Origin of the sequence: Paenibacillus illinoisensis NBRC 15959, assembly GCF_004000925.1 — a bacterium.
Taxonomy (GTDB): Bacteria; Bacillota; Bacilli; order Paenibacillales; family Paenibacillaceae; genus Paenibacillus; species Paenibacillus illinoisensis.
On the sequence record NZ_BIME01000024.1, the window covers coordinates 1 to 18,164 of the forward strand.

Annotated in this window: 21 protein-coding genes; 8 read left to right on the forward strand and 13 right to left on the reverse strand. The window is 46.1% G+C overall.

Annotated features, from left to right (window positions below):
• Positions 1 to 332: 332 nt before the first annotated feature.
• The 4 genes from rocF to PIL01S_RS29025 all read right to left on the reverse strand — a co-directional run bounded on the left by rocF (position 333) and on the right by PIL01S_RS29025 (position 4,208).
• Complete coding sequence (gene rocF / locus PIL01S_RS29010) at positions 333 to 1,301, reverse strand: arginase (RefSeq protein WP_127541293.1); 969 nt, start codon at positions 1,299 to 1,301, stop codon at positions 333 to 335.
• Between the two features lie 87 nt (positions 1,302 to 1,388).
• Positions 1,389 to 2,582 carry an ornithine--oxo-acid transaminase gene (locus tag PIL01S_RS29015; RefSeq protein ID WP_127541295.1) on the reverse strand — a complete coding sequence of 398 codons (1,194 nt, stop codon included), beginning with the start codon at positions 2,580 to 2,582 and terminating at the stop codon, positions 1,389 to 1,391.
• Between the two features lie 125 nt (positions 2,583 to 2,707).
• Positions 2,708 to 3,364 carry an amino acid ABC transporter permease gene (locus PIL01S_RS29020; RefSeq protein WP_246058590.1) on the reverse strand — a complete coding sequence of 219 codons (657 nt, stop codon included), beginning with the start codon at positions 3,362 to 3,364 and terminating at the stop codon, positions 2,708 to 2,710.
• 22 nt (positions 3,365 to 3,386) lie between these two features.
• A complete protein-coding gene (locus PIL01S_RS29025; RefSeq protein WP_127541297.1) occupies positions 3,387 to 4,208 on the reverse strand; it encodes a transporter substrate-binding domain-containing protein in 822 nt (273 codons plus the stop codon).
• Positions 4,209 to 4,532: 324 nt separating this feature from the next.
• On the opposite strand from PIL01S_RS29025, the gene PIL01S_RS29030 reads away from it, so the two are divergent.
• Complete coding sequence (locus PIL01S_RS29030; RefSeq protein WP_127541299.1) at positions 4,533 to 5,177, forward strand: GntR family transcriptional regulator; 645 nt, start codon at positions 4,533 to 4,535, stop codon at positions 5,175 to 5,177.
• Between the two features lie 112 nt (positions 5,178 to 5,289).
• Here PIL01S_RS29030 and PIL01S_RS29035 read toward each other — a convergent pair whose 3' ends face one another.
• Positions 5,290 to 6,015, reverse strand: a complete 726-nt coding sequence (locus PIL01S_RS29035; RefSeq protein ID WP_164764375.1) for a class I SAM-dependent methyltransferase — start codon at positions 6,013 to 6,015, stop codon at positions 5,290 to 5,292.
• A 165-nt stretch (positions 6,016 to 6,180) separates the two neighbouring features.
• On the opposite strand from PIL01S_RS29035, the gene PIL01S_RS29040 reads away from it, so the two are divergent.
• A complete protein-coding gene (locus PIL01S_RS29040; RefSeq protein ID WP_127541303.1) occupies positions 6,181 to 6,525 on the forward strand; it encodes a hypothetical protein in 345 nt (114 codons plus the stop codon).
• A 215-nt stretch (positions 6,526 to 6,740) separates the two neighbouring features.
• On the opposite strand, the gene PIL01S_RS29045 is transcribed toward PIL01S_RS29040, so the two are convergent.
• The 4 genes from PIL01S_RS29045 to PIL01S_RS29060 all read right to left on the reverse strand — a co-directional run bounded on the left by PIL01S_RS29045 (position 6,741) and on the right by PIL01S_RS29060 (position 8,920).
• A complete protein-coding gene (locus PIL01S_RS29045) occupies positions 6,741 to 6,968 on the reverse strand; it encodes a cold-shock protein (protein ID WP_095293549.1) in 228 nt (75 codons plus the stop codon).
• A 187-nt stretch (positions 6,969 to 7,155) separates the two neighbouring features.
• Entirely contained in the window at positions 7,156 to 7,356 is a 201-nt protein-coding gene (locus PIL01S_RS29050; RefSeq protein ID WP_024633772.1) for a cold-shock protein, read from the reverse strand.
• Between the two features lie 393 nt (positions 7,357 to 7,749).
• Positions 7,750 to 7,986 (reverse strand): DUF6953 family protein, encoded by a 237-nt coding sequence (locus tag PIL01S_RS29055; protein ID WP_095293548.1) that lies wholly within the window; start codon positions 7,984 to 7,986, stop codon positions 7,750 to 7,752.
• A 145-nt stretch (positions 7,987 to 8,131) separates the two neighbouring features.
• Positions 8,132 to 8,920, reverse strand: a complete 789-nt coding sequence (locus PIL01S_RS29060; protein WP_127541305.1) for a CPBP family intramembrane glutamic endopeptidase — start codon at positions 8,918 to 8,920, stop codon at positions 8,132 to 8,134.
• 306 nt (positions 8,921 to 9,226) lie between these two features.
• Between PIL01S_RS29060 and PIL01S_RS29065 the strand changes: the two genes are divergently transcribed.
• Complete coding sequence (locus tag PIL01S_RS29065; protein WP_127541307.1) at positions 9,227 to 9,898, forward strand: phosphatase PAP2 family protein; 672 nt, start codon at positions 9,227 to 9,229, stop codon at positions 9,896 to 9,898.
• A 128-nt stretch (positions 9,899 to 10,026) separates the two neighbouring features.
• Here PIL01S_RS29065 and PIL01S_RS29070 read toward each other — a convergent pair whose 3' ends face one another.
• Entirely contained in the window at positions 10,027 to 10,806 is a 780-nt protein-coding gene (locus PIL01S_RS29070) for a helix-turn-helix transcriptional regulator (protein ID WP_127541309.1), read from the reverse strand.
• A gap of 111 nt (positions 10,807 to 10,917) precedes the next feature.
• Between PIL01S_RS29070 and pyk the strand changes: the two genes are divergently transcribed.
• The gene (pyk, locus tag PIL01S_RS29075) at positions 10,918 to 12,333 is read left to right on the forward strand and encodes a pyruvate kinase (protein ID WP_095362342.1); all 1,416 of its coding nucleotides are present in this window, start codon (positions 10,918 to 10,920) and stop codon (positions 12,331 to 12,333) included.
• 103 nt (positions 12,334 to 12,436) lie between these two features.
• Here the strand turns inward: pyk and PIL01S_RS29080 are convergent, their stop codons facing one another.
• On the reverse strand, positions 12,437 to 12,886 hold the full coding sequence (locus PIL01S_RS29080; protein ID WP_127541311.1) for an SRPBCC family protein: 450 nt from the start codon (positions 12,884 to 12,886) through the stop codon (positions 12,437 to 12,439).
• Positions 12,887 to 13,153: 267 nt separating this feature from the next.
• On the opposite strand from PIL01S_RS29080, the gene PIL01S_RS29085 reads away from it, so the two are divergent.
• The gene (locus tag PIL01S_RS29085; RefSeq protein ID WP_127541313.1) at positions 13,154 to 13,891 is read left to right on the forward strand and encodes a WecB/TagA/CpsF family glycosyltransferase; all 738 of its coding nucleotides are present in this window, start codon (positions 13,154 to 13,156) and stop codon (positions 13,889 to 13,891) included.
• 74 nt (positions 13,892 to 13,965) lie between these two features.
• The gene (locus tag PIL01S_RS29090; protein WP_127541315.1) at positions 13,966 to 14,805 is read left to right on the forward strand and encodes a helix-turn-helix transcriptional regulator; all 840 of its coding nucleotides are present in this window, start codon (positions 13,966 to 13,968) and stop codon (positions 14,803 to 14,805) included.
• Here PIL01S_RS29090 and PIL01S_RS29095 read toward each other — a convergent pair.
• Together PIL01S_RS29095 and PIL01S_RS29100 are read right to left on the reverse strand one after the other, a co-directional pair.
• Positions 14,789 to 15,322: an MOSC domain-containing protein gene (locus tag PIL01S_RS29095; RefSeq protein ID WP_127541317.1), complete on the reverse strand. Its 534-nt coding sequence runs from the start codon at positions 15,320 to 15,322 to the stop codon at positions 14,789 to 14,791. The two genes, PIL01S_RS29090 and PIL01S_RS29095, sit on opposite strands and share 17 nt — an antisense overlap.
• A 100-nt stretch (positions 15,323 to 15,422) precedes the next feature.
• The gene (locus PIL01S_RS29100) at positions 15,423 to 16,643 is read right to left on the reverse strand and encodes an MFS transporter (protein ID WP_127541319.1); all 1,221 of its coding nucleotides are present in this window, start codon (positions 16,641 to 16,643) and stop codon (positions 15,423 to 15,425) included.
• Between the two features lie 230 nt (positions 16,644 to 16,873).
• Here PIL01S_RS29100 and PIL01S_RS29105 point away from each other — a divergent pair, with 230 nt between their 5' ends.
• The gene (locus PIL01S_RS29105) at positions 16,874 to 17,239 is read left to right on the forward strand and encodes a DUF1304 domain-containing protein (protein WP_127541321.1); all 366 of its coding nucleotides are present in this window, start codon (positions 16,874 to 16,876) and stop codon (positions 17,237 to 17,239) included.
• 120 nt (positions 17,240 to 17,359) lie between these two features.
• The gene (locus tag PIL01S_RS29110; protein WP_127541323.1) at positions 17,360 to 18,160 is read left to right on the forward strand and encodes a DUF4261 domain-containing protein; all 801 of its coding nucleotides are present in this window, start codon (positions 17,360 to 17,362) and stop codon (positions 18,158 to 18,160) included.
• Positions 18,161 to 18,164 lie beyond the last annotated feature (4 nt).

Sequence of the window (18,164 nt, forward strand, 5' to 3'; positions counted from 1 at the left end):
TTACTTACCGCACCGTGTTTCTCGTGTTTTCTTGGCCGGAATTAGAATATACCATGTGCAGTTTTATTATGCAAGCACTTTTTTCAAAAAAGTTAAATCCATACTCATATCCTTCTATCCCTGTCTTCCACTCTTCTTACCTTCTATATGTAAGATCATATTTCGTCCCACTCAATCACGTTTATAAGAGAATAACAAAAAGCCAGACAAGCCTCTCTCCCTCCTTCAAGGAAGGCACGTTCGAGACTCGGTTCCAGCTCATCATAAAACTCTTTCCTTCTATATAAGAGACTTCTCAGGACCATGCGATATTTTCACTCCATTGAAACTCATTACAGTATGCGTTTACCCAGCAACGACGCAATGAGTTCTACCCCCAGCCTCGCAGTGTGTCTATTATGATCGAATAACGGATTGACCTCCACAAGTTCCATAGAGGTAATACGATTCGTAGAAGCCAGTAACTCCAGTGCAAAATGCGCTTCCCGATAGTTCAACCCTCCCGGGACTGGTGTACCCACCCCTGGCGCTTCACGAGGATCAAGGCAATCCATATCGAAGCTAAGATGAATCCCATCACTTCCCTTTCCTGCCACAGCCACCGCTTGTTCGACAACCCACTGGATTCCCATTCGATCTATATCATGCATTGTGAAGCTTTTGATTCCATGTGCTTTAATCTGCTCTTTCTCATACTCATCAATATCCCGCAACCCAACGTATACCAGATTGGAAGGATTAATAAATGGACCAACCCCAGGGATATGAGATAAATTAAACGCCGAATGTCCCAGTGCCGCAGCCAGACTCATCCCATGCATGTTACCGGACAAACTGCGCTCTTCGGTATTTAGGTCAGCATGTGCATCGAACCAGATTACACCCAAGTTGGAATAATGAGAAGTTAACCCCGCCATAGTACCGATTGCCACGCTGTGGTCTCCTCCGAGAACAAGCGGGAACACGCCCCCTGCTACCACACGCGACACTTCTGTGCATACCCGCTCACTCACCTGGCGCACTTCACGCAAATACTTAGCACGGTTACGCTCAATTGGCGCATCAGCTACCAACGGACAATCCACACGCACTTCCTCTGTCAGAACTAATCCGAGTCCCGCAATCTCCCTTTTCAGCCCAGCTGTAATCAGCTCATCCGGACCTAACTCTGCACCCCCGCGAGCACCCCCGAGGCCAAAAGGAACTTTAATAACAGCCACCTGGCGCTGCTCCTTAGAACTCGACCCTATTTGAATAGCAGCTTCCAGCTTGCCTGCAGTTTCCGTATAATGATTCCCCATACAGATCAGCCCCTTCGCGGCTTATTTCTAAAGCAATGATATATAATTAGAACCGATCTCACATCCGCCTATCCAGGCTCCCATCCCTTAATCCTTTAAGACCTGTTTAATTCTTTCTATTGCCCAATTGATTTCATCTTCCGTTATGGTAAGAGGGGGTGCAAAACGAATCGTCGTCTCATGCGTTTCCTTGCACAGCAATCCTGCTGTCATTAGTTGCTCGCAATATGGGCGGGCAGGCACATGAAGTTCGACACCTATAAACAACCCTTTTCCTCGTACCTCTTTTACCGCTGCACTCCCAATCCCCTTGAGATGTTTCATAAAATAATTCCCTAGACGCTCCGATCGCTCCGCCAGTCGTTCATCTTCCAATACCTGCAGCGCCGCAACAGCCACCGCACAAGCAAGCGGATTACCACCGAAGGTGGAACCATGAGAGCCCGGCTCGAACAAATCAAGGATCTCTGCATCCGCTGCCACAGCCGAGATCGGCATAATCCCTCCACCAAGCGCTTTACCCATGATCCAGAGATCAGGCACTGCCCCTTCCCAATCAGAAGCAAAACGGCGTCCCGTTCGACCGAAACCCGTCTGGATCTCATCCGCCACCGTTAACACCTGCATTTTCTTACATAGTTCAAAAGCTTCCGCAAGATATCCGTCCGGCGGGATAATTATACCTGCCTCACCCTGAATCGGTTCTACCAGAAACGCCGCAGTATTGGGAGTGATCGCTTGCCTCAATGCATCGATGTCCCCATAAGGAATAATTCGAAATCCAGGCGTGAATGGACCGAAGTCCTTTTGGTACGCAGCTGAAGATGAGAAAGACGTGACTGTCAACGTTCTTCCGTGGAAGTTACCGGAGCAGACGATAATTTCAGCTTGATTTTCAGGGACACCTTTACAACGGTAGGCCCATCTGCGCACAGCCTTAAGCGCAGTTTCCACTGCTTCAGCACCCGTATTCATTGCAAGAATCTTCGTTTTGCCCGTAAATTGCGAGAGTTTTTGATAAAAAAGGGAGGCTGCACTGCTGTGAAACGCCCGCGAAGTCAACGTAACCCGGTCTGCTTGATCCTTCAGCGCCTGAATAATCACAGGATGCCTGTGTCCATGATTCAACGCCGAGTAGGCACTTAGCATATCCATGTATCGACGGCCTTCAGGATCTTGAACCCAAACCCCCTCGGCTGTCTCAATGACAATCGGGAGCGGATGATAGTTAGGCGCAGCATATTGTTCCGACCATTCCAACCATTTTTGAGAGTCTGACATTACTCCTCAGCACCTCCTGCCGATCTGTATACAAAATACAATATCAATGTATGCTCCGCCTTCTCCATTTACGACCCCTTCACAGCCAATTCCACCATAGCCCTGGTACCGAGGGTAAACCTCAATTAACGGGAAGCAGAGAGCCTCCGTTCTACCCAGGCAAGCATATTAGCCAGCGTAAATGTGATCACAAAATAGAGTGCAGCAGCCACGAGGAGCGGGGCGAGTGGTTGAAAGGTAACACCTTGAACAGCTCTGGCCGTGTAGATAATTTCGGCAATCCCAATCATGGAGACAAGGGAAGAATCTTTAATAATGATAATGAATTCATTACCGATTGCCGGCAGCATGTTGCGGAACGCCTGAGGCAGTATAATGTAGCGAAGTGTCATGCCATGGGTTAAACCAAGTGAACGAGCAGCTTCCGTCTGACCTTTATCGATCGCCTGGATTCCGGCCCGAAACACTTCCGCCATATAAGCAGAACTATTGATGGTTAGTGCCACGACCCCCGACATAAATGCCGGCAAGTTGATGCCGATCACCGTCAGACCATAGTGAATGATAAGAATTTGCACCAGCATCGGTGTGCCCCGAATGAGTTCAATATAGGCTGATGCCAAAAATTTGATTGGCCACACACGTGTTATACGCAATAGTGCGACCAAAACCCCAAAGATGGTGCCCAACAGGACGCCAAAGAAAGACAATTCCAACGTCACCCACGCACTTCTTGCATAATCCTGCCAATGATCCGATAAAAAAGAAAAATCTAAATTCACGGCATATCCCTCACTCGCAGGCTTAGTCCCCAACCAACTCATTGGCTTCAATGACGAAACGTTCGATGTCACCGTTACTTTTGAGCTTTTGGAGTGTAGCGTTAATTTGTTTCACCAACTCCTGATTCCCTTTTTTGACGGCAATTGCCGATCCAGCTTCATCTTCAGCTTGTTCAATCTTTATGTCCGACAATTCAAGTCCCTGCTGATTTTTCACATACTGTTCCGCTACCGGCTTCTCCAAAATGAGCGCATCCACGCGGCCAGTCTGCAATTCCAGAATCAATTCGGGGATTTTCGCCAGGGATGTGAGCTTGGCACCATCTATCCCTTGAGCAATCCCTTCTTGGATGGAGCTTTTCTGCACACCGACCTGTTTGCCTGACAGATCCTTCAGTGAGCCTAACGTTCCTCCCTCACTCTCCCGGACAAGCACTGCCTGTTCTGCATAGTAATAGATGTCCGTGAAATCCACGTTTTTCTTCCGCTCTTCGGTTGGGGTTAAGCCCGAGATCACAAAATCCACCTTTTCTGTGTCCAGCGCCATGAGGAGACCGTCAAAATCCATGTCTTCAATCTTCAACTCGGCTCCCATATCCGCTGCAATAGCTTTAGCAATCTCAATATCAAAACCAACTATTGTGTCTTTGCCATCGATGCTCTTATGAAACTCATAGGGTGCGTAATCTGCGCTGGTACCAAGTACAATGACTTCCTTCTCTGTTGCGTCACCTTCAGCGGTCGAAGCTGGAGCCGAAGGATTACCTGTTGTCCGTTCCTGCCCACAAGCCGACATGATTACAACTATCAATGACAGCAACACTGGTAAAAGAATTCTTTTCACAGAGCATACCCCTATTCTTTTTTTGGAATGATACACATCTAAATCTGTATACAATATACATTGTACTATATAAGGAACTTTATGTAAGATATACTAACAAACATTTGCATTTTCAGCAATAACTTTCAACCATTTATGGACTTATATCCCATTGTAGGTCATATATCTAACGCTTATATAACATTAAATAGGCATTTAAGTTAGCTTGCCCAACTTCCCCCTCGGTGTTAAGATGATAAAAACTTATAACACCTGAACGGCGCACCACACTTGGGCTCAGCTCACACATCCTATCATTACTATATACAGAAGGGGGAATTCGGTATGGAAGTACCTAAATACCGTTCCTTGAAAGATCACGTTTACGACTATATCGCCCAGAAGATTCAGGACGGAACATTGCTCCCCAATCAGAAGATTAACGAAGCAGAGATATGCAAAAAGCTGGACATCAGTCGCACTCCGACAAGAGAGGCACTGTTCCAGCTTGCATCAGACAATCTGCTGCAATATATTCCGCGCCGGGGGTTTATTGTTGCTCCTTTTGATTCTGGTAAAAAGCTTGAATTCTCCCAGGCCATCGGGGTACTGGAAGCTCTCGCCGCCACACTCGCAGCAGATCATTTGAGATCATCCGACCTACTTGAGATGGAAGCACTTATCGCAAGAATGGATGAAGACATTGCCCAGCTCGATCTTGCCGCCTATAGTAAAGACCAATATCAATTTCACAACTTGTACATCCGGCGATGTGGCAATTCAACCGTTATTGAAATGTTGGATACATTGAAAAACAGCTTCATTCGCCAGTCGTATGTAAGTGATAACAAATCGAAGTTATCCGGGGTTCTTCAGGAGGTTAACGAGGAACATCGCCAGATTCTTAACGCCTTCCGTACCAACGACAAACCACAATTGGAGTCCCTCCTCAAGCATCACTGGCGAATTATCGACAACGATATGCTGTAATGGCTTCCCGGGCCGCATTCAAACTGCAGTTCAAAAAGGCAACTCACCCTGTGAGTTGCCTTATCCTTTTCTCACACCAATAACTTACGCTTAAGTTCACCTTCATCAGCATTCATCTCTCGTCAGGTGGGACCTTTGCATCAAAAACGGCATAGCCCAACCTTTTACCGTACCTCGCCAGCAATTGGTCATTGGTTTCACTCATGCGCCGGACCTGTTCATCCTCAAACAGAGCCATGTCCAGTTCCCGGTGCGGATCATGATCCACTCCCCATTTCCCCATGGACCGAGAGTGCTCACGAACCAACACGCTGGTAAATCCGCACTTTTTGAGTCGCTTCTTCCATACCGTCATGGTGGCCAGTGTCCTCATTCCATAAAAATGCTTCAACCTGCGGCTCATCAGCTCAGTTTTCCGTCCGCACAAAATCATCTCCCTGTCAATCAAACGCCCTCCTGGTTTCAAAACCCGTTTATATTCGGAGAGCGCAGCGTGCCAGCGAGTAAATATCGTAACCGACTCTACAAACACCACATCAAATTGATGATCCGGAAATGGTAACGCAGTGACATCCGCCTGAATAAAACGAATATCCAGCCGTTCACGTCTTGCTCTTCTGACCGCTTTCTCCAGCATCTGACGGTGAAGATCAATCGCCGTCACCCGATACCCATTTCGCGCGAGATAACAAGCCGTCCTCCCTGTACCACATCCTACTTCCAATACTCGCCCCCGTTCAGGAAGAGACAAGGAATCGATTAATTCCACTGTCGCCGTGAATCCGCCAGGATGCGCACTCCCTTCACCGAGCTTAGCCAGTAAATCATGATAATCCAATGTTTCCAGCCCCCTTCCCTCCCTCCAGTGTATGGAGCAATGGCAAAAGCGGCACATCCCTATACATTTTCCGGGTACTCGTCCATACCAATTCACTCTCTTTTTACTATGATATACAAACCGTTGATTCCAAGCGGCAAACCGCAAAATCTGAGGGGGATATGCATGCACAGAATTCATCCGGTATGTGAAGAGACGGTGTCTCCGCACGTTGGACGCCCGGTATGTATGATTATGAAAGATGGCAAGCACATATACGGTACACTTGGAGGCTGCCGGGATGGCAAGATTTATGTCAGCGGAAGTTTCGAAGGCCCACGCTTGTGCTCTGTAAAATCCAAACAGCAGCTCCGCAGAAAAGGGAAAAACAACGCAGTTACCGCAAAAAGAGTAAAGTCTTCCGCTTATGGCCCTTACGGATACGGGTACGGCGGGGGTTACGGATACGGGGCCGGATATGATGTTGCGCTGGTAACCACATTATTGCTGCTTCCATTCCTTTTCATCTAAGCAATCACACTCACTAGCTATTTTAAAATAAAAATGCCCCTCATGATGGTACTGCCATGAGGGGTGTTTGTTATATTTCAATATTTCAAAACGAATAAAAAAAGGCATTCGCCAAAACGAATGCCGGGAATTTCATATTTCATTACCCGTACCTTTGCACAAGATGTCAGGTCTAAGTTAAAAAAAAACACCTCGTTAGAGGCGGGTAAGCTATGTTAAATCCGATTTCCTTTAGACATCGTCTTCATGTTACTGTTCGAATTTTCAAGCAATGGCAGCATCCTAGTCGTGCTAACCATCTCAGAAGCACATATCGGACAAGTTGGCACGCTATCAAACGCAAAATTGTCCCGCATCCATCCTTTGCACGTATCACTCGTACACTCCCAGATTGCCGCATCCGCTTGTGGAATTTCTTCCAATGGCTTTTTGCGATTATACATGACTTCTACCCCCTTGTTATGGAAAAACATCTAACCGACGTTATTTCACAGAAGCCTATACTTAGCGGAAGTCTTGACCCCGCTGGGCTACTGCCTCGACAACTTATTGGGCCGACTTACATCTATCTGCTCAAAAAAAAGAAGCTGCCTTTACCATTATAACATGTTAAAGGCAGCTATGCTTTAATTACAGTTTTACAACTTCTTCTGCTTGAGGACCACGGTTTCCTTGTACAATTTTAAATTGCACGCGTTGACCTTCGTCCAGCGTTTTGAAGCCTTCGCCTGTAATAGCGCTGAAGTGTACGAATACATCTTCTCCGCCTTCAACTTCGATGAAACCGAAGCCTTTATCAGCGTTGAACCATTTTACTGTTCCGTTTTGCATGTGAATTACACCTCCAAATAAAGATTAACATGTTCCTTTGTTCTTTGCAGCAAGCAAATAAAAATTCACACATTGAAAAAGGTACCAGTCATAACCTATAAGTGATCGCCCTTTACAATATGTGAATTAGGTTTTCCACTCTCTCTACAACTTGTTCTTATTATAACTCTAATTCTGCCAAAAAGCAAATCTTTGTATTTTCTTTTCAAACAGCTTTGGAAATACATGTTATTCGTGCTGCAGTGGACAAGTCTTGTTCAAAAACACATCCGCTGCTGTGCGGTCTTATGAAAGGATATGCAGATCCGAACCAACTTATACATTTTTTATAAAATATTTTGGCATGCATATCCATTTCAATTAGATTCACTTATCCTATACATCGAAATGAACCTACGTCCAAGCCCACATAAAGGCATCCCGATCCCAGGCGATCTGCCCACCATGGAGCTTTCGGAATGCTTTTTTCACTTCTTTGGATAAAGAAGCATTCCCGTTCTCATTAACAAAAACAAATTCATCACCAAAATGAGTCTTCACGTATTCAATTGCTGCTTCCTGCTTCAATGTTCCGGTAAACTTAATCTCCTGAACCATCCATTCGGCGACTTCCTGTGCTGTTTTTTCCATCCTTAATCACCTGCTGTCTATTCTAATGTGCGAAAGGGGCTGACACAGGAAACCGAATCCAGTGTCACCCCTACCGCCAGACTGAAGTATAACACGAGTACATCACAAGTGCTAAATGCGGTTACCAAGGCGCCTTAGGAACGATCTAATGTGTAACTTCATGTCCAGCAGGTCCCGCATCGGCAGAGATCCTTTTTTCTTTTCGAGCACTGTAGATCAACCATACACAATGAACAGCAAGAACGATTAACAAGAAAAGATCATAAGGAAGAGTATTCGTATCCTTGAGGTCATCACTTAGGAACTGGATCAAATTATGTATGAAGTGAAACAAAATCAAGGGAATGATGTTCCCGTTTTTCAGCATTAACAGCGCCAGTACAGCTCCGAGCAGTAATGCATAGATCAGCTGCAGCATCGTATCCGCCATACTTTGACCTGAGAGTGCATTCAACATATGTGTAATGGAAAATAAAATGCTTGAGGTCACTACCGCTGCCACTGCACTCTTGCGAAGTAATGTTTTGAAAATAAGTCCGCGGTATACGGTTTCTTCCACAAAGGCAACGAGCAGCGTAAAAAAGATAAAGAAGGTCACTTTCGCTAAAGTCAGCTCCACAAAACCTTTCAGGGCGATTGTACCCAGTACAAGGAGTAGCGGAATATAATACTTTGCGTGCTGAACCGGGATGGTTCTTAGGGAACGAAACCCTGTCTCGGCCCACCTGCGCCGCAGGGTAAGATAAATGATGAGCACAACAGCCATTGGCGTAAAGGACATAAGCACTGGGGACGTGTAATCCAATTGCTTCACCGTCGCCACAGCCCCTGCTGCAAATACAGCGAGCAAGAGCAGCAGTTCAATGATAATCACAGCCAGTACCGGTCTGCGTACGGAGAACGATGGTTTTTTTCCGGTTTGCGGGGTTGCCATGGGTGAATCAGCCTCATTTCATTGTCATTTGTCGTTGTCATGAGAATCCGATATGACAATTTAGTTGTATCATATCAGTAAACTTTCGAGTATCCTTTTTTGGATAAATTTATAAAAGTAACAAAATAGAGACTTTCTCTACCCTCTTTTCCCCTAAAATCAGGTATGGCTTGTGTTCAAAACTGTCATCATAGTAGTACGAAAGATATTGGCTGCAGGGTTAACCCTACTCTGCAGCGTCTTATATAGAGAGAAAAAAGGTAAAATAACGAACGTGCATGATGCATAACAAATCAGGGGGTCAATATGAAAGAACTATTTCTGCGCTGGGGGCATCTGCTGGCTATACTCTGCATACCACTTCAAGGCACCATATATGTTTTTCTAGGCAGTAATCCGGGTGACAATGTCTTCTACAATTACGCTTGGATTGATACACAAATTCCATTTATCAAAGAATTTATCTACCCATACATCAGTTGGATGCCTATTCTGTACCTTGGCTTTATCTATCTGGGCCTGACGAATAAATCGTTATTCTGGCGTACACTACTGACCTATAATGTCGGGGTCATCGCGGCCAACATCTGTTTCGCAGTCTTTCCAACGCATGTCCCGCGACCAATGGTTGGCGGAACCGATCTGAGCAGTACGTTAGTTCAGTTCATCTATGCCAATGATGCTCCATTCAACTGTTTTCCAAGCGTTCACTGCCTCACAAGTTATCTGCTGTTTATAATCATTAATCGGCATTTAAATTTCCGACCACTCGCCCGAATCTCCTGGTCAGTGTGGCTCTGGCTGATCATTGCTTCAACGGTGTTTGTAAAACAGCACTCCCTGCTGGATGTTGCAGGCGGAATTCTGTTTGCGGAAGCAGCGTATTGGGCCGTCCGGGCAGTCTTGGCCCGCAGCAGCCTTGCCCGCAAAAAAACGAAGCAGCGTGTAGGTGCCACCAATACAAGCAGCAATGCTTAATCACTTCTTACAAGCAGCAAGGATATATGCTGCATGAAATCAAAAGAGGGCCAGCGGCCCTCTTTTTTTGCACATCTATATATAGAAGAAACCCAAAACCGACCCACCTCCAGGGTTAATGTTCCATCTCAAATCACAGGAGGACGCTCATGGAGCCAGTCGGAAGGCTGGGTTCCGGTTATGCGCTTGAAAATGCGGTAAAAGTACGACAAGTCCCGATAACCAAGAAATTCAGCAATCTCCTGAATGGACAACTGTGATTCGGTAAGGAGATATAACGCTCGTTTCATCCGCTGGTCATGCACATACTGACTGATCGTTTGATTCGTCATGCTTTTGAACAACGCTGCAGCATAATTTGGCGTCTTGCCAATTGCATCTCCGAGATCATCCTTCGTTAACTTTTCCCGGTAATGGCGCTCGATGTATCGTTTCATCCGCTCTGCGTGCATATGTTTCTCTGGTGGGATAACTCCCCGGTCCAGTTCCCGATTCACATAAATCAACACTTCCATCAATAACGCCTGACTCATCATGACATAATAAGAAGGACGTTCCTGCCACTGCTGGTGAATCGCCTTCATGCGTTCATGAATCAGCTCGTAACATCCAGGTCTATGCCGTAACGCTTCTGCCCGTTCTAATGCAGGCAATCCATCGGCGTAATCTCCTTGCAAATGGACAACAATTTGAGTGTGCGTTACCGTAGGGATGCTTTTGCCATAATAGGAGACATCACCGGGAATCAACAACAATTCCCCCTTCTCCATAATCTGTTTCTCGCCGTTCACCCAATATACACATTTTCCATATGTAACCAGGCTCAACCGCCAGGTTCCTTCGGTTTGCACCGCTTCTTCGTACCAACCGACACCATTAATATGCCTTACTTCTAACGGAGTGATCATAACTCACCTCATTACTGGACTATACTCCAATCATTGTACTATAGTTCATACCCTGATTCGACAGAAAACGCTACAATACACACATAAGCAAAATATGAGGAGGAAATCAGCATGTTGAAAACAAAGATTATTTGTACTATGGGACCTGCTTGTGACTCGATCGAAACATTGAAAGTAATGATTCAGGAAGGCATGACGGTGGCCCGTCTGAATATGGCTCACGGTGAGCTGGAAGACCACGTTACCCGGATTAACAACATCCGCCAAGCAGCTTCCGAGCTGAACAAATATATACCTATTATGATGGACATCAAAGGACCGGAAGTTCGGATCGGCAAACTGAAAGAAGCATCCTGCCACTTGCAAGCAGGCAAAGAGCTGATTCTGACAACGGAAGAAATCCTGGGTGACGCAGAGCGCATCTCCGTAAACTATCCTGAATTGAATCTCGTTGTGAAGCCTGGAGATCGAATCCTGATTGACGATGGTCTGGTAGACCTGACTGTACTCTCTGTAGAAGGTTCGGATATTCATTGCAAAATCATCAGCGGCGGCATTCTTAAACCACGTAAAGGTGTAAACTTGCCAGGAATCAAAACGACTCTGCCGGGTGTAACCGAGCGTGACGTTATGCACATCGGATTCGGAATCGAAAACGATATCGAAATCATTGCAGCTTCCTTTGTTCGCAAAGGCGATGACATTCGTGAAATTCGCAGCATCCTGAAAGAGCGCGGTGCAGAGCACGTGCAGATCATCTCCAAAATTGAAAATCAGGAAGGTATGACCAACCTGAACGATATTATTGAAGCTTCTGATGGTATCATGGTAGCTCGTGGTGACCTCGGGGTTGAGGTACCGATTGAAGACGTACCTATGATGCAAAAAGAAATGATCGACAAATGTAACCGTGCAGGTAAACCGGTTATCGTTGCTACGCACATGCTGGAATCCATGCAAGTTAACCCGCGTCCAACCCGTTCCGAAGTCAGCGACGTAGCGAACGCCGTTCTTCAAGGTGCTGACGTAGTCATGCTGTCCGGTGAATCGGCTGCAGGTAAGTATCCTGTTCAATCTGTTCGCACAATGGCTGCTGTTGCACGTCGTGCTGAAACGATGATTGATTACAAAGAGCAATTCGGTCAAAAATCAGCTGCACAAGTAGCCGACATTACGGAAGTTATCAGTCAGGGAGCTGTAAGTTCCTCTCTTGTACTGAATGCCAAAGCGATCATCACTTCCACAGAAAGTGGCTTCACGGCACGCATGATCTCCAAGTACCGTCCGAAAGCACCGATTATCGCCGTTACTCAGCATGAAGAAGTACTCGCTAAAATTTGCTTGCTCTCCGGCGTTATCCCGGTTATGGGCGACAAAGTAACGACGACGGATGAAATGTTTGAATCTGCTACACGTAACGCAATCAAAACGGGTTATATCGAAAAAGGCGACATTATCGTGTTGTCCGCAGGTGTACCTATCGGTCAATCCGGTAATACCAACCTGATCAAGGTTCAACAAGTATAATTCAATTCAATTAATACTGTTAAAATATAGATAAATAAAATCCACCGAAGGCTCAAACTGCCATTCGGTGGATTTTTTTATGTGACGATTCAGGTATATTTTTTTACCAGCCGAAATCCAATGTTTTTCCCGTTTCTGCCCAGGTTTTGATACTGCTTAAAATCATCCACCAGCTGCTCTGCGCGTTTGCATAGGAAGGATGATTCTCCGTAAATTGATCATTGATCAAGGTCAGTTTGGTACATTCGCCCACGGTCTCGAGCTGGAAGACCACTCTGGATTCAAGATCTGTATGATTCGCATGATACGAGGGTCCGGGATGCTCCCGGTAACTGAGTCTGGATAAAGGTTCGAACTCTAAAATGTCACCGTACACATGGACGGTTTCAGCACCATCATTGCCTGGTCCTACATAAGCAAACGGCTGGCCTGGTTGAAAATTGGAACGAAGTTCACTGCCAAAGAAACTGCTTCGTGTGCCGTCAGGTGAAATCAGGGCATTCCACACGTCTTCCAGCCCGGCATTGATATAAAATTCATATTTTAATTCCATGAACTCACTCCCCTATGCAATGGATATGCGATCTACCAACTCGCACTCCTATCCTATCGTTATACCCCTAACTTCGTATTGTAAAAACACGACAACCGGAAAAATAAGAGTAGGATTATAGAGAATACCTTGTTCCATAACGGATAACTGAACCATATAGTTCTTTCCCAGAAGATCAGATATACTAAAATGGAATGAAATAACAGCAGTAGTACCATGAGTTTGCCCTATTCATTGGTGGGGCGTTCATCAGAAAGGAAGCAAAGCATGAGCCAAACTACGAATATTATGGGTATTCCTTTTCCCAACCTTACCATGGAGCAGACCGTCACCATTCTAGGCGATGTTGTAGATCAGCGTAGCACTGAACTCTTTCATGTCATTACAGGAAACCCGGAAATCGTCATGTCGTGTCAAAAGAACCAACCACTCCGGGCGATCGTGGATCAAGCCGGACTGGTGACCGCTGATGGGGCAGGCATCGTGATGGTCTCACGCTTCCGAGGCGGGCAATTGACTGAGCGGGTAACCGGCTGTGATCTTTTATTCCGCTTATTGGAAGAGGGAAACCGGAAAAGTTGGTCCTTCTATTTGCTTGGAGCAGAAGAGAAGGTTAGTAAACGGGCAGCGGAAGTCATAGAGGAGAATTATCCGGGTGTAATCGTTAGCGGCAGGCACCATGGTTTTTTCTCAACGGATGAGGAAGAGCACATTGTGGAGGAAATTCGCAATGCACAACCAGACTTTCTTATTGTCGCAATCGGAGCACCGAATGCCGAACACTGGATCGACAAACACCGCCATCTGCTGAATGCTCGTGTAGCCATTGGCGTCGGAGGAAGCCTGGATATCGTCGCAGGCAAGACCAATCGTGCCCCGGCCTCTTGGCAAAAGCTAAATCTGGAATGGTTGTACCGGCTGCTCAGCCAGCCCTCAAGATGGCGAAGACAGCTTATATTGCCACGTTTTGCTGTTCGAGCACTGCTGTTCCGAGAGCAGAAGTGACCGGACAACACCCATGTTTTTCTGTACCTGCGAACACAGGGATAGCCACATTAAATACAGAGGAGATGAACAAGATGGAATCCTCAACCCATATCAGCAGACCCAGCATGGGCTTGCTTCAACTGGACGAAGGCAACAAAAGATATGAGCTAACACGACATGCTCCAGCGGAAGTGCTCAGTCCTTTTGTTAAACATTACTGGATGGTATCGTGGGATCTTACAGGTCTTGAATCCTATCCACAGCATGTGGTGCCCAATCCCTGTGTTAATTTGGTTGTAGAGCGGGGTAACACGTTTTTCTTCGGTCCTTCCGGACGCAAATTCTCCTATCTCATTCGCGGAAAGGGGCAGGTGTTTGGCGTAAAGTTCCGACCGGGTGGATTCTATCCCTTTGTTCGCCTCCCTATCTCATCATTGTGTGAACAACCGTTGGAAGTTTCCCGTGTGCTTGACGTCAGCGCAGCATCATTGGAAGAACAACTGCTCACAGATGGACGTGATGTCGATAAAGTCAGTTACATGGATCAGCTTCTATGTGCACACCTTCCAGCTGAGGATACCCAAGCGAGACTGGTTCACGATATCGTGCAGCAGATTGAACTGAACCGGGAACTGTTGAGGGTGGATGATCTGTCGTCCTTCTGGAACATTCATACAAGAAAACTCCAGCGCCTGTTCAATCAGTATGTAGGAATCGGCCCCAAAACGGTAATCAAGCTCTACCGACTGCAAAATGCAGCCGAACTGATTGACCGCGGTCTTCACTGCGATCTGGTTAAGCTATCTCAGGAGCTTGGATACCATGATCAGCCTCATTTCATCAAGGATTTTAAATCCATTATCGGGAGCACACCCGAGGAATACATTCATTCACGCAAAAACCTGCCCCCAAATATCAGGACAGGCGTATAACTTCAATCGTATCACCTGTACGGATTGCACCTTCCCGCTCAACCGAGCAGACAATACCACGTTTTTTGCGGGCGGCAGGCACGAATTTTTTGCGCAAACCATCCTGTTCATAGACTTGCTCAATCACTTTCCCTGGATGAACACAAGGAAGATTCTCCCCTTCACATATCAAACCTGTCCCGTCAGGAAACAGAAGCCGCGTTCCGGCAGGCAGCTCAGTTAAGCGGTCAATGCCACGAACCAGCATATTGGCACCAAGCCACTCCGGACGAATTTCGGGAATGTTCATTTTCTCTGCGATGAGAGCACATTCCTCCTCCGACACAATACTAATCTGCCGACGATTGGCAATCATCGTGCCCCGCTTATATATCTTCTGTCTGGAGTCCGCCGGACGCAGCAGGCCATAATGACGGTCTCCCGGTATTCCAGCAAGCTCAATATCGATTAACGGTACGGTCCGCGTAACAAACGTCGATGGATCGTCTGCAAGCAGCACGAATTGAACGGTTCCCATGCCAATCTCCTCTTTTCCATGAGCAATTCATCTCTTCGAATATATTATTACCCAACAGGCAGACTTCAGCAATCGGCATTTGTTGATCCTGCAAATGAACTTACTCCGAGCTCCTCATCACGTGAGATCCGCTAACTTCCTTCCCCTTAGGTAACATCAGCACCAAAATGAACGCACCTGCCAGAAAGAGTACACCACTCACGGTAAATACCGTCGTTAGGCTCAATTGATTCATTAGATAACCTGCAGACGACATGCTAATGACCATCATGCCCATAAACACCGGAGTAACTGCCCCTCCCACTCGGCCAATAAAGGTCGTATCCGTATTGCGCATAATCATCGTCTGAATGCCTACATGAATCCAAGGATAAAAGAAACCGTTAATCACCTGAGCAATCATGGTCAGCAGAATATTGGCGGACCAGCCCATCACGATTGTTCCGAGCGCACTGATTAGCAAACCTGAAGCGAGCAGCACTTGAGGCTGAAGTTTTTTGGCTGCACTCATGATGATTGCGCCCCCGACCAGCATGGCTGCACCATTAACCATGAGCAGCCACTGTAGAAAAGTTTTGTCCTGCCCCAGATTATCGATGACAACAAAGAGCATCAACGGTTGTATCAACCCTGCAGCCAGCCCGGCTACCGCAAAAGTCATGACCAGTGCCCGAAGAGCAACATTGGCATACACATATCGAAATCCCTCAGCCAACTCTTGATGGAAGGAACCCCGAATGCCTGTAGCCACAGTACCCCCTTCATCTTTAGGTAACCGCGAGAGAACCAGCCCGGATAGCAGAAACATCACAGCTGTAAGAACAAGAGATACTTCGATCCCGTAGTTCTGATAGATGACCGTTCCAATCATGGGACCAACCACCATGAAGACAGCAACCATCGTTTGAAACATGGCCATTACTCCCTGCAACCCCTCACCTGGGACGTGCTGCTTGAACAGCTTCATTGCAGAGGGCTGTGAAAATTGAGAGAAAACTGCTGAAACCAAGGTACCCAACAACACTGAATACCAGGGACCAAACATTAAGGCAACCAGCACAACTACCGCAGAAAGTGAGGAAAGCAGATCACACCACACCATGGTACGTTTGGGCCTCCAGCGATCAGCGAAGGTTCCTCCGATTATTGCAAAAATAAAGATGGGTGCATACTCCGCCACAGAGATCCATGATACGGCCTGCGGATCATTGTTGGTCAGATCAGTCACATACAAGAGTATGGCAAAATTGCGTATCCAGATCCCCAATTGCAGAAGTAATCGCGAAATGACTATGGTCAGTACATATGGATTACGAAACACTTTAACTCCTCCTTCGGACTTTTCAAACAAATTATTATAAATTATGTTTGTTTATTTATAGATAATATAATTTATTGTTTGTAAATAAGCAACAATTTGTTTGTTCAATTGTCCTATCCATATTTATTTCACCCAATTTATTTGTATAAAATTTAATTAGTACTTTTAGTTGTGGATGCAAACATTTATACTGAGAAGATAATGAAATAAATTACATAAAAGAAAGCAAGGTGTTCGTATTGATCGGTTCAGTTTTTGTGGCTCTGGTAGCCATTGAACACATTTACATCATGATTATGGAGATGTTTATGTGGACTCGTCCACGTACAATGAAAACCTTTGGTCTCACACCAGAATTCGCAGAATCAACCAAGTCTCTGGCAGCTAACCAGGGGCTTTACAACGGTTTTCTCGCAGCGGGGCTAATCTGGGGATTGGTGTATCCAGACACGGTGATTGGTCAGCACATTCAGATCTTCTTCCTGGCTTGTGTCATCATCGCAGCCCTATACGGAGGAGCAACTGCTTCCCGGTCTATTATCGTCAAACAAGGATTGCCAGCAATGATCGCATTGCTTCTGGTGCTTTTCCTCTAATCAGCTCTTGAGTGGTAACTCACTGCCCTTATTCATTACAGACCAGAGTATGGTATGGTAAGGTAATAATGGAATCAGTTATACCCATTACTGTGATGGATTTGGAAAGGAGAATGTCTCATGGGACTGTTTGACAAGCTTCGGCGTCGCAAAAAGGAACCTGTATCTGTAGGCGGAGCCGTCGAATCTTCTTCACATAGTGAAACCATTGTTGGTTTTGTCCTTTTGGAACAGGATGACTGTGATTTTGATCAATTCATCCACACGATGAAGAAGGATTGGGATATTAATATCGAAGAGAGTTCAGAAGAGGGTAACCTTTTCTTTGAGGTAGATGGGATGCAGGTGGTGTGTGCTTATATCGGTGCCCCTGTTCCTGACCGGGAAGTAGAGGAGAACGCCAAATTAAATATATTGTGGCGTGAAGCCGAACAAGTTACTTCCAGGCATCAATCACAGATTATCGTCTCTGTTCTGAACGCACCGGATGCGATCCAGGGACATATCGTGTTTACCAAGACAGCAAGTGCACTGTTACAGCTTGACCATGCACTCGCCATATATTTGGCACCACTTGTTGTCGAGGCACGTCAGTATGTTGAGACAAGTTATATCCTCAAGCAGGACGAGCTGCCTGTTTCCCTATGGATTTTTATCGGTATGTATCAGAATGCGGAAGGCGCTTCAGCTTATACGTATGGATTGCGTAACTTCGGAAAAGAAGAGATCGAGATTATACATTCAACCAACCCATTAAGTGATGTATTTGAAATGATGTTTATGACGATGACCTATGTGGTTGAAAATGACGTCACGTTGCACGATGGGGAAACCCTCGGGTTTACAGCTGAGCATAAGCTCCCGATTACCCGTTCTAAGGGAGTAGCTACAGAAGGCAGCAGTCTAAAGATCGGATATTAATTAA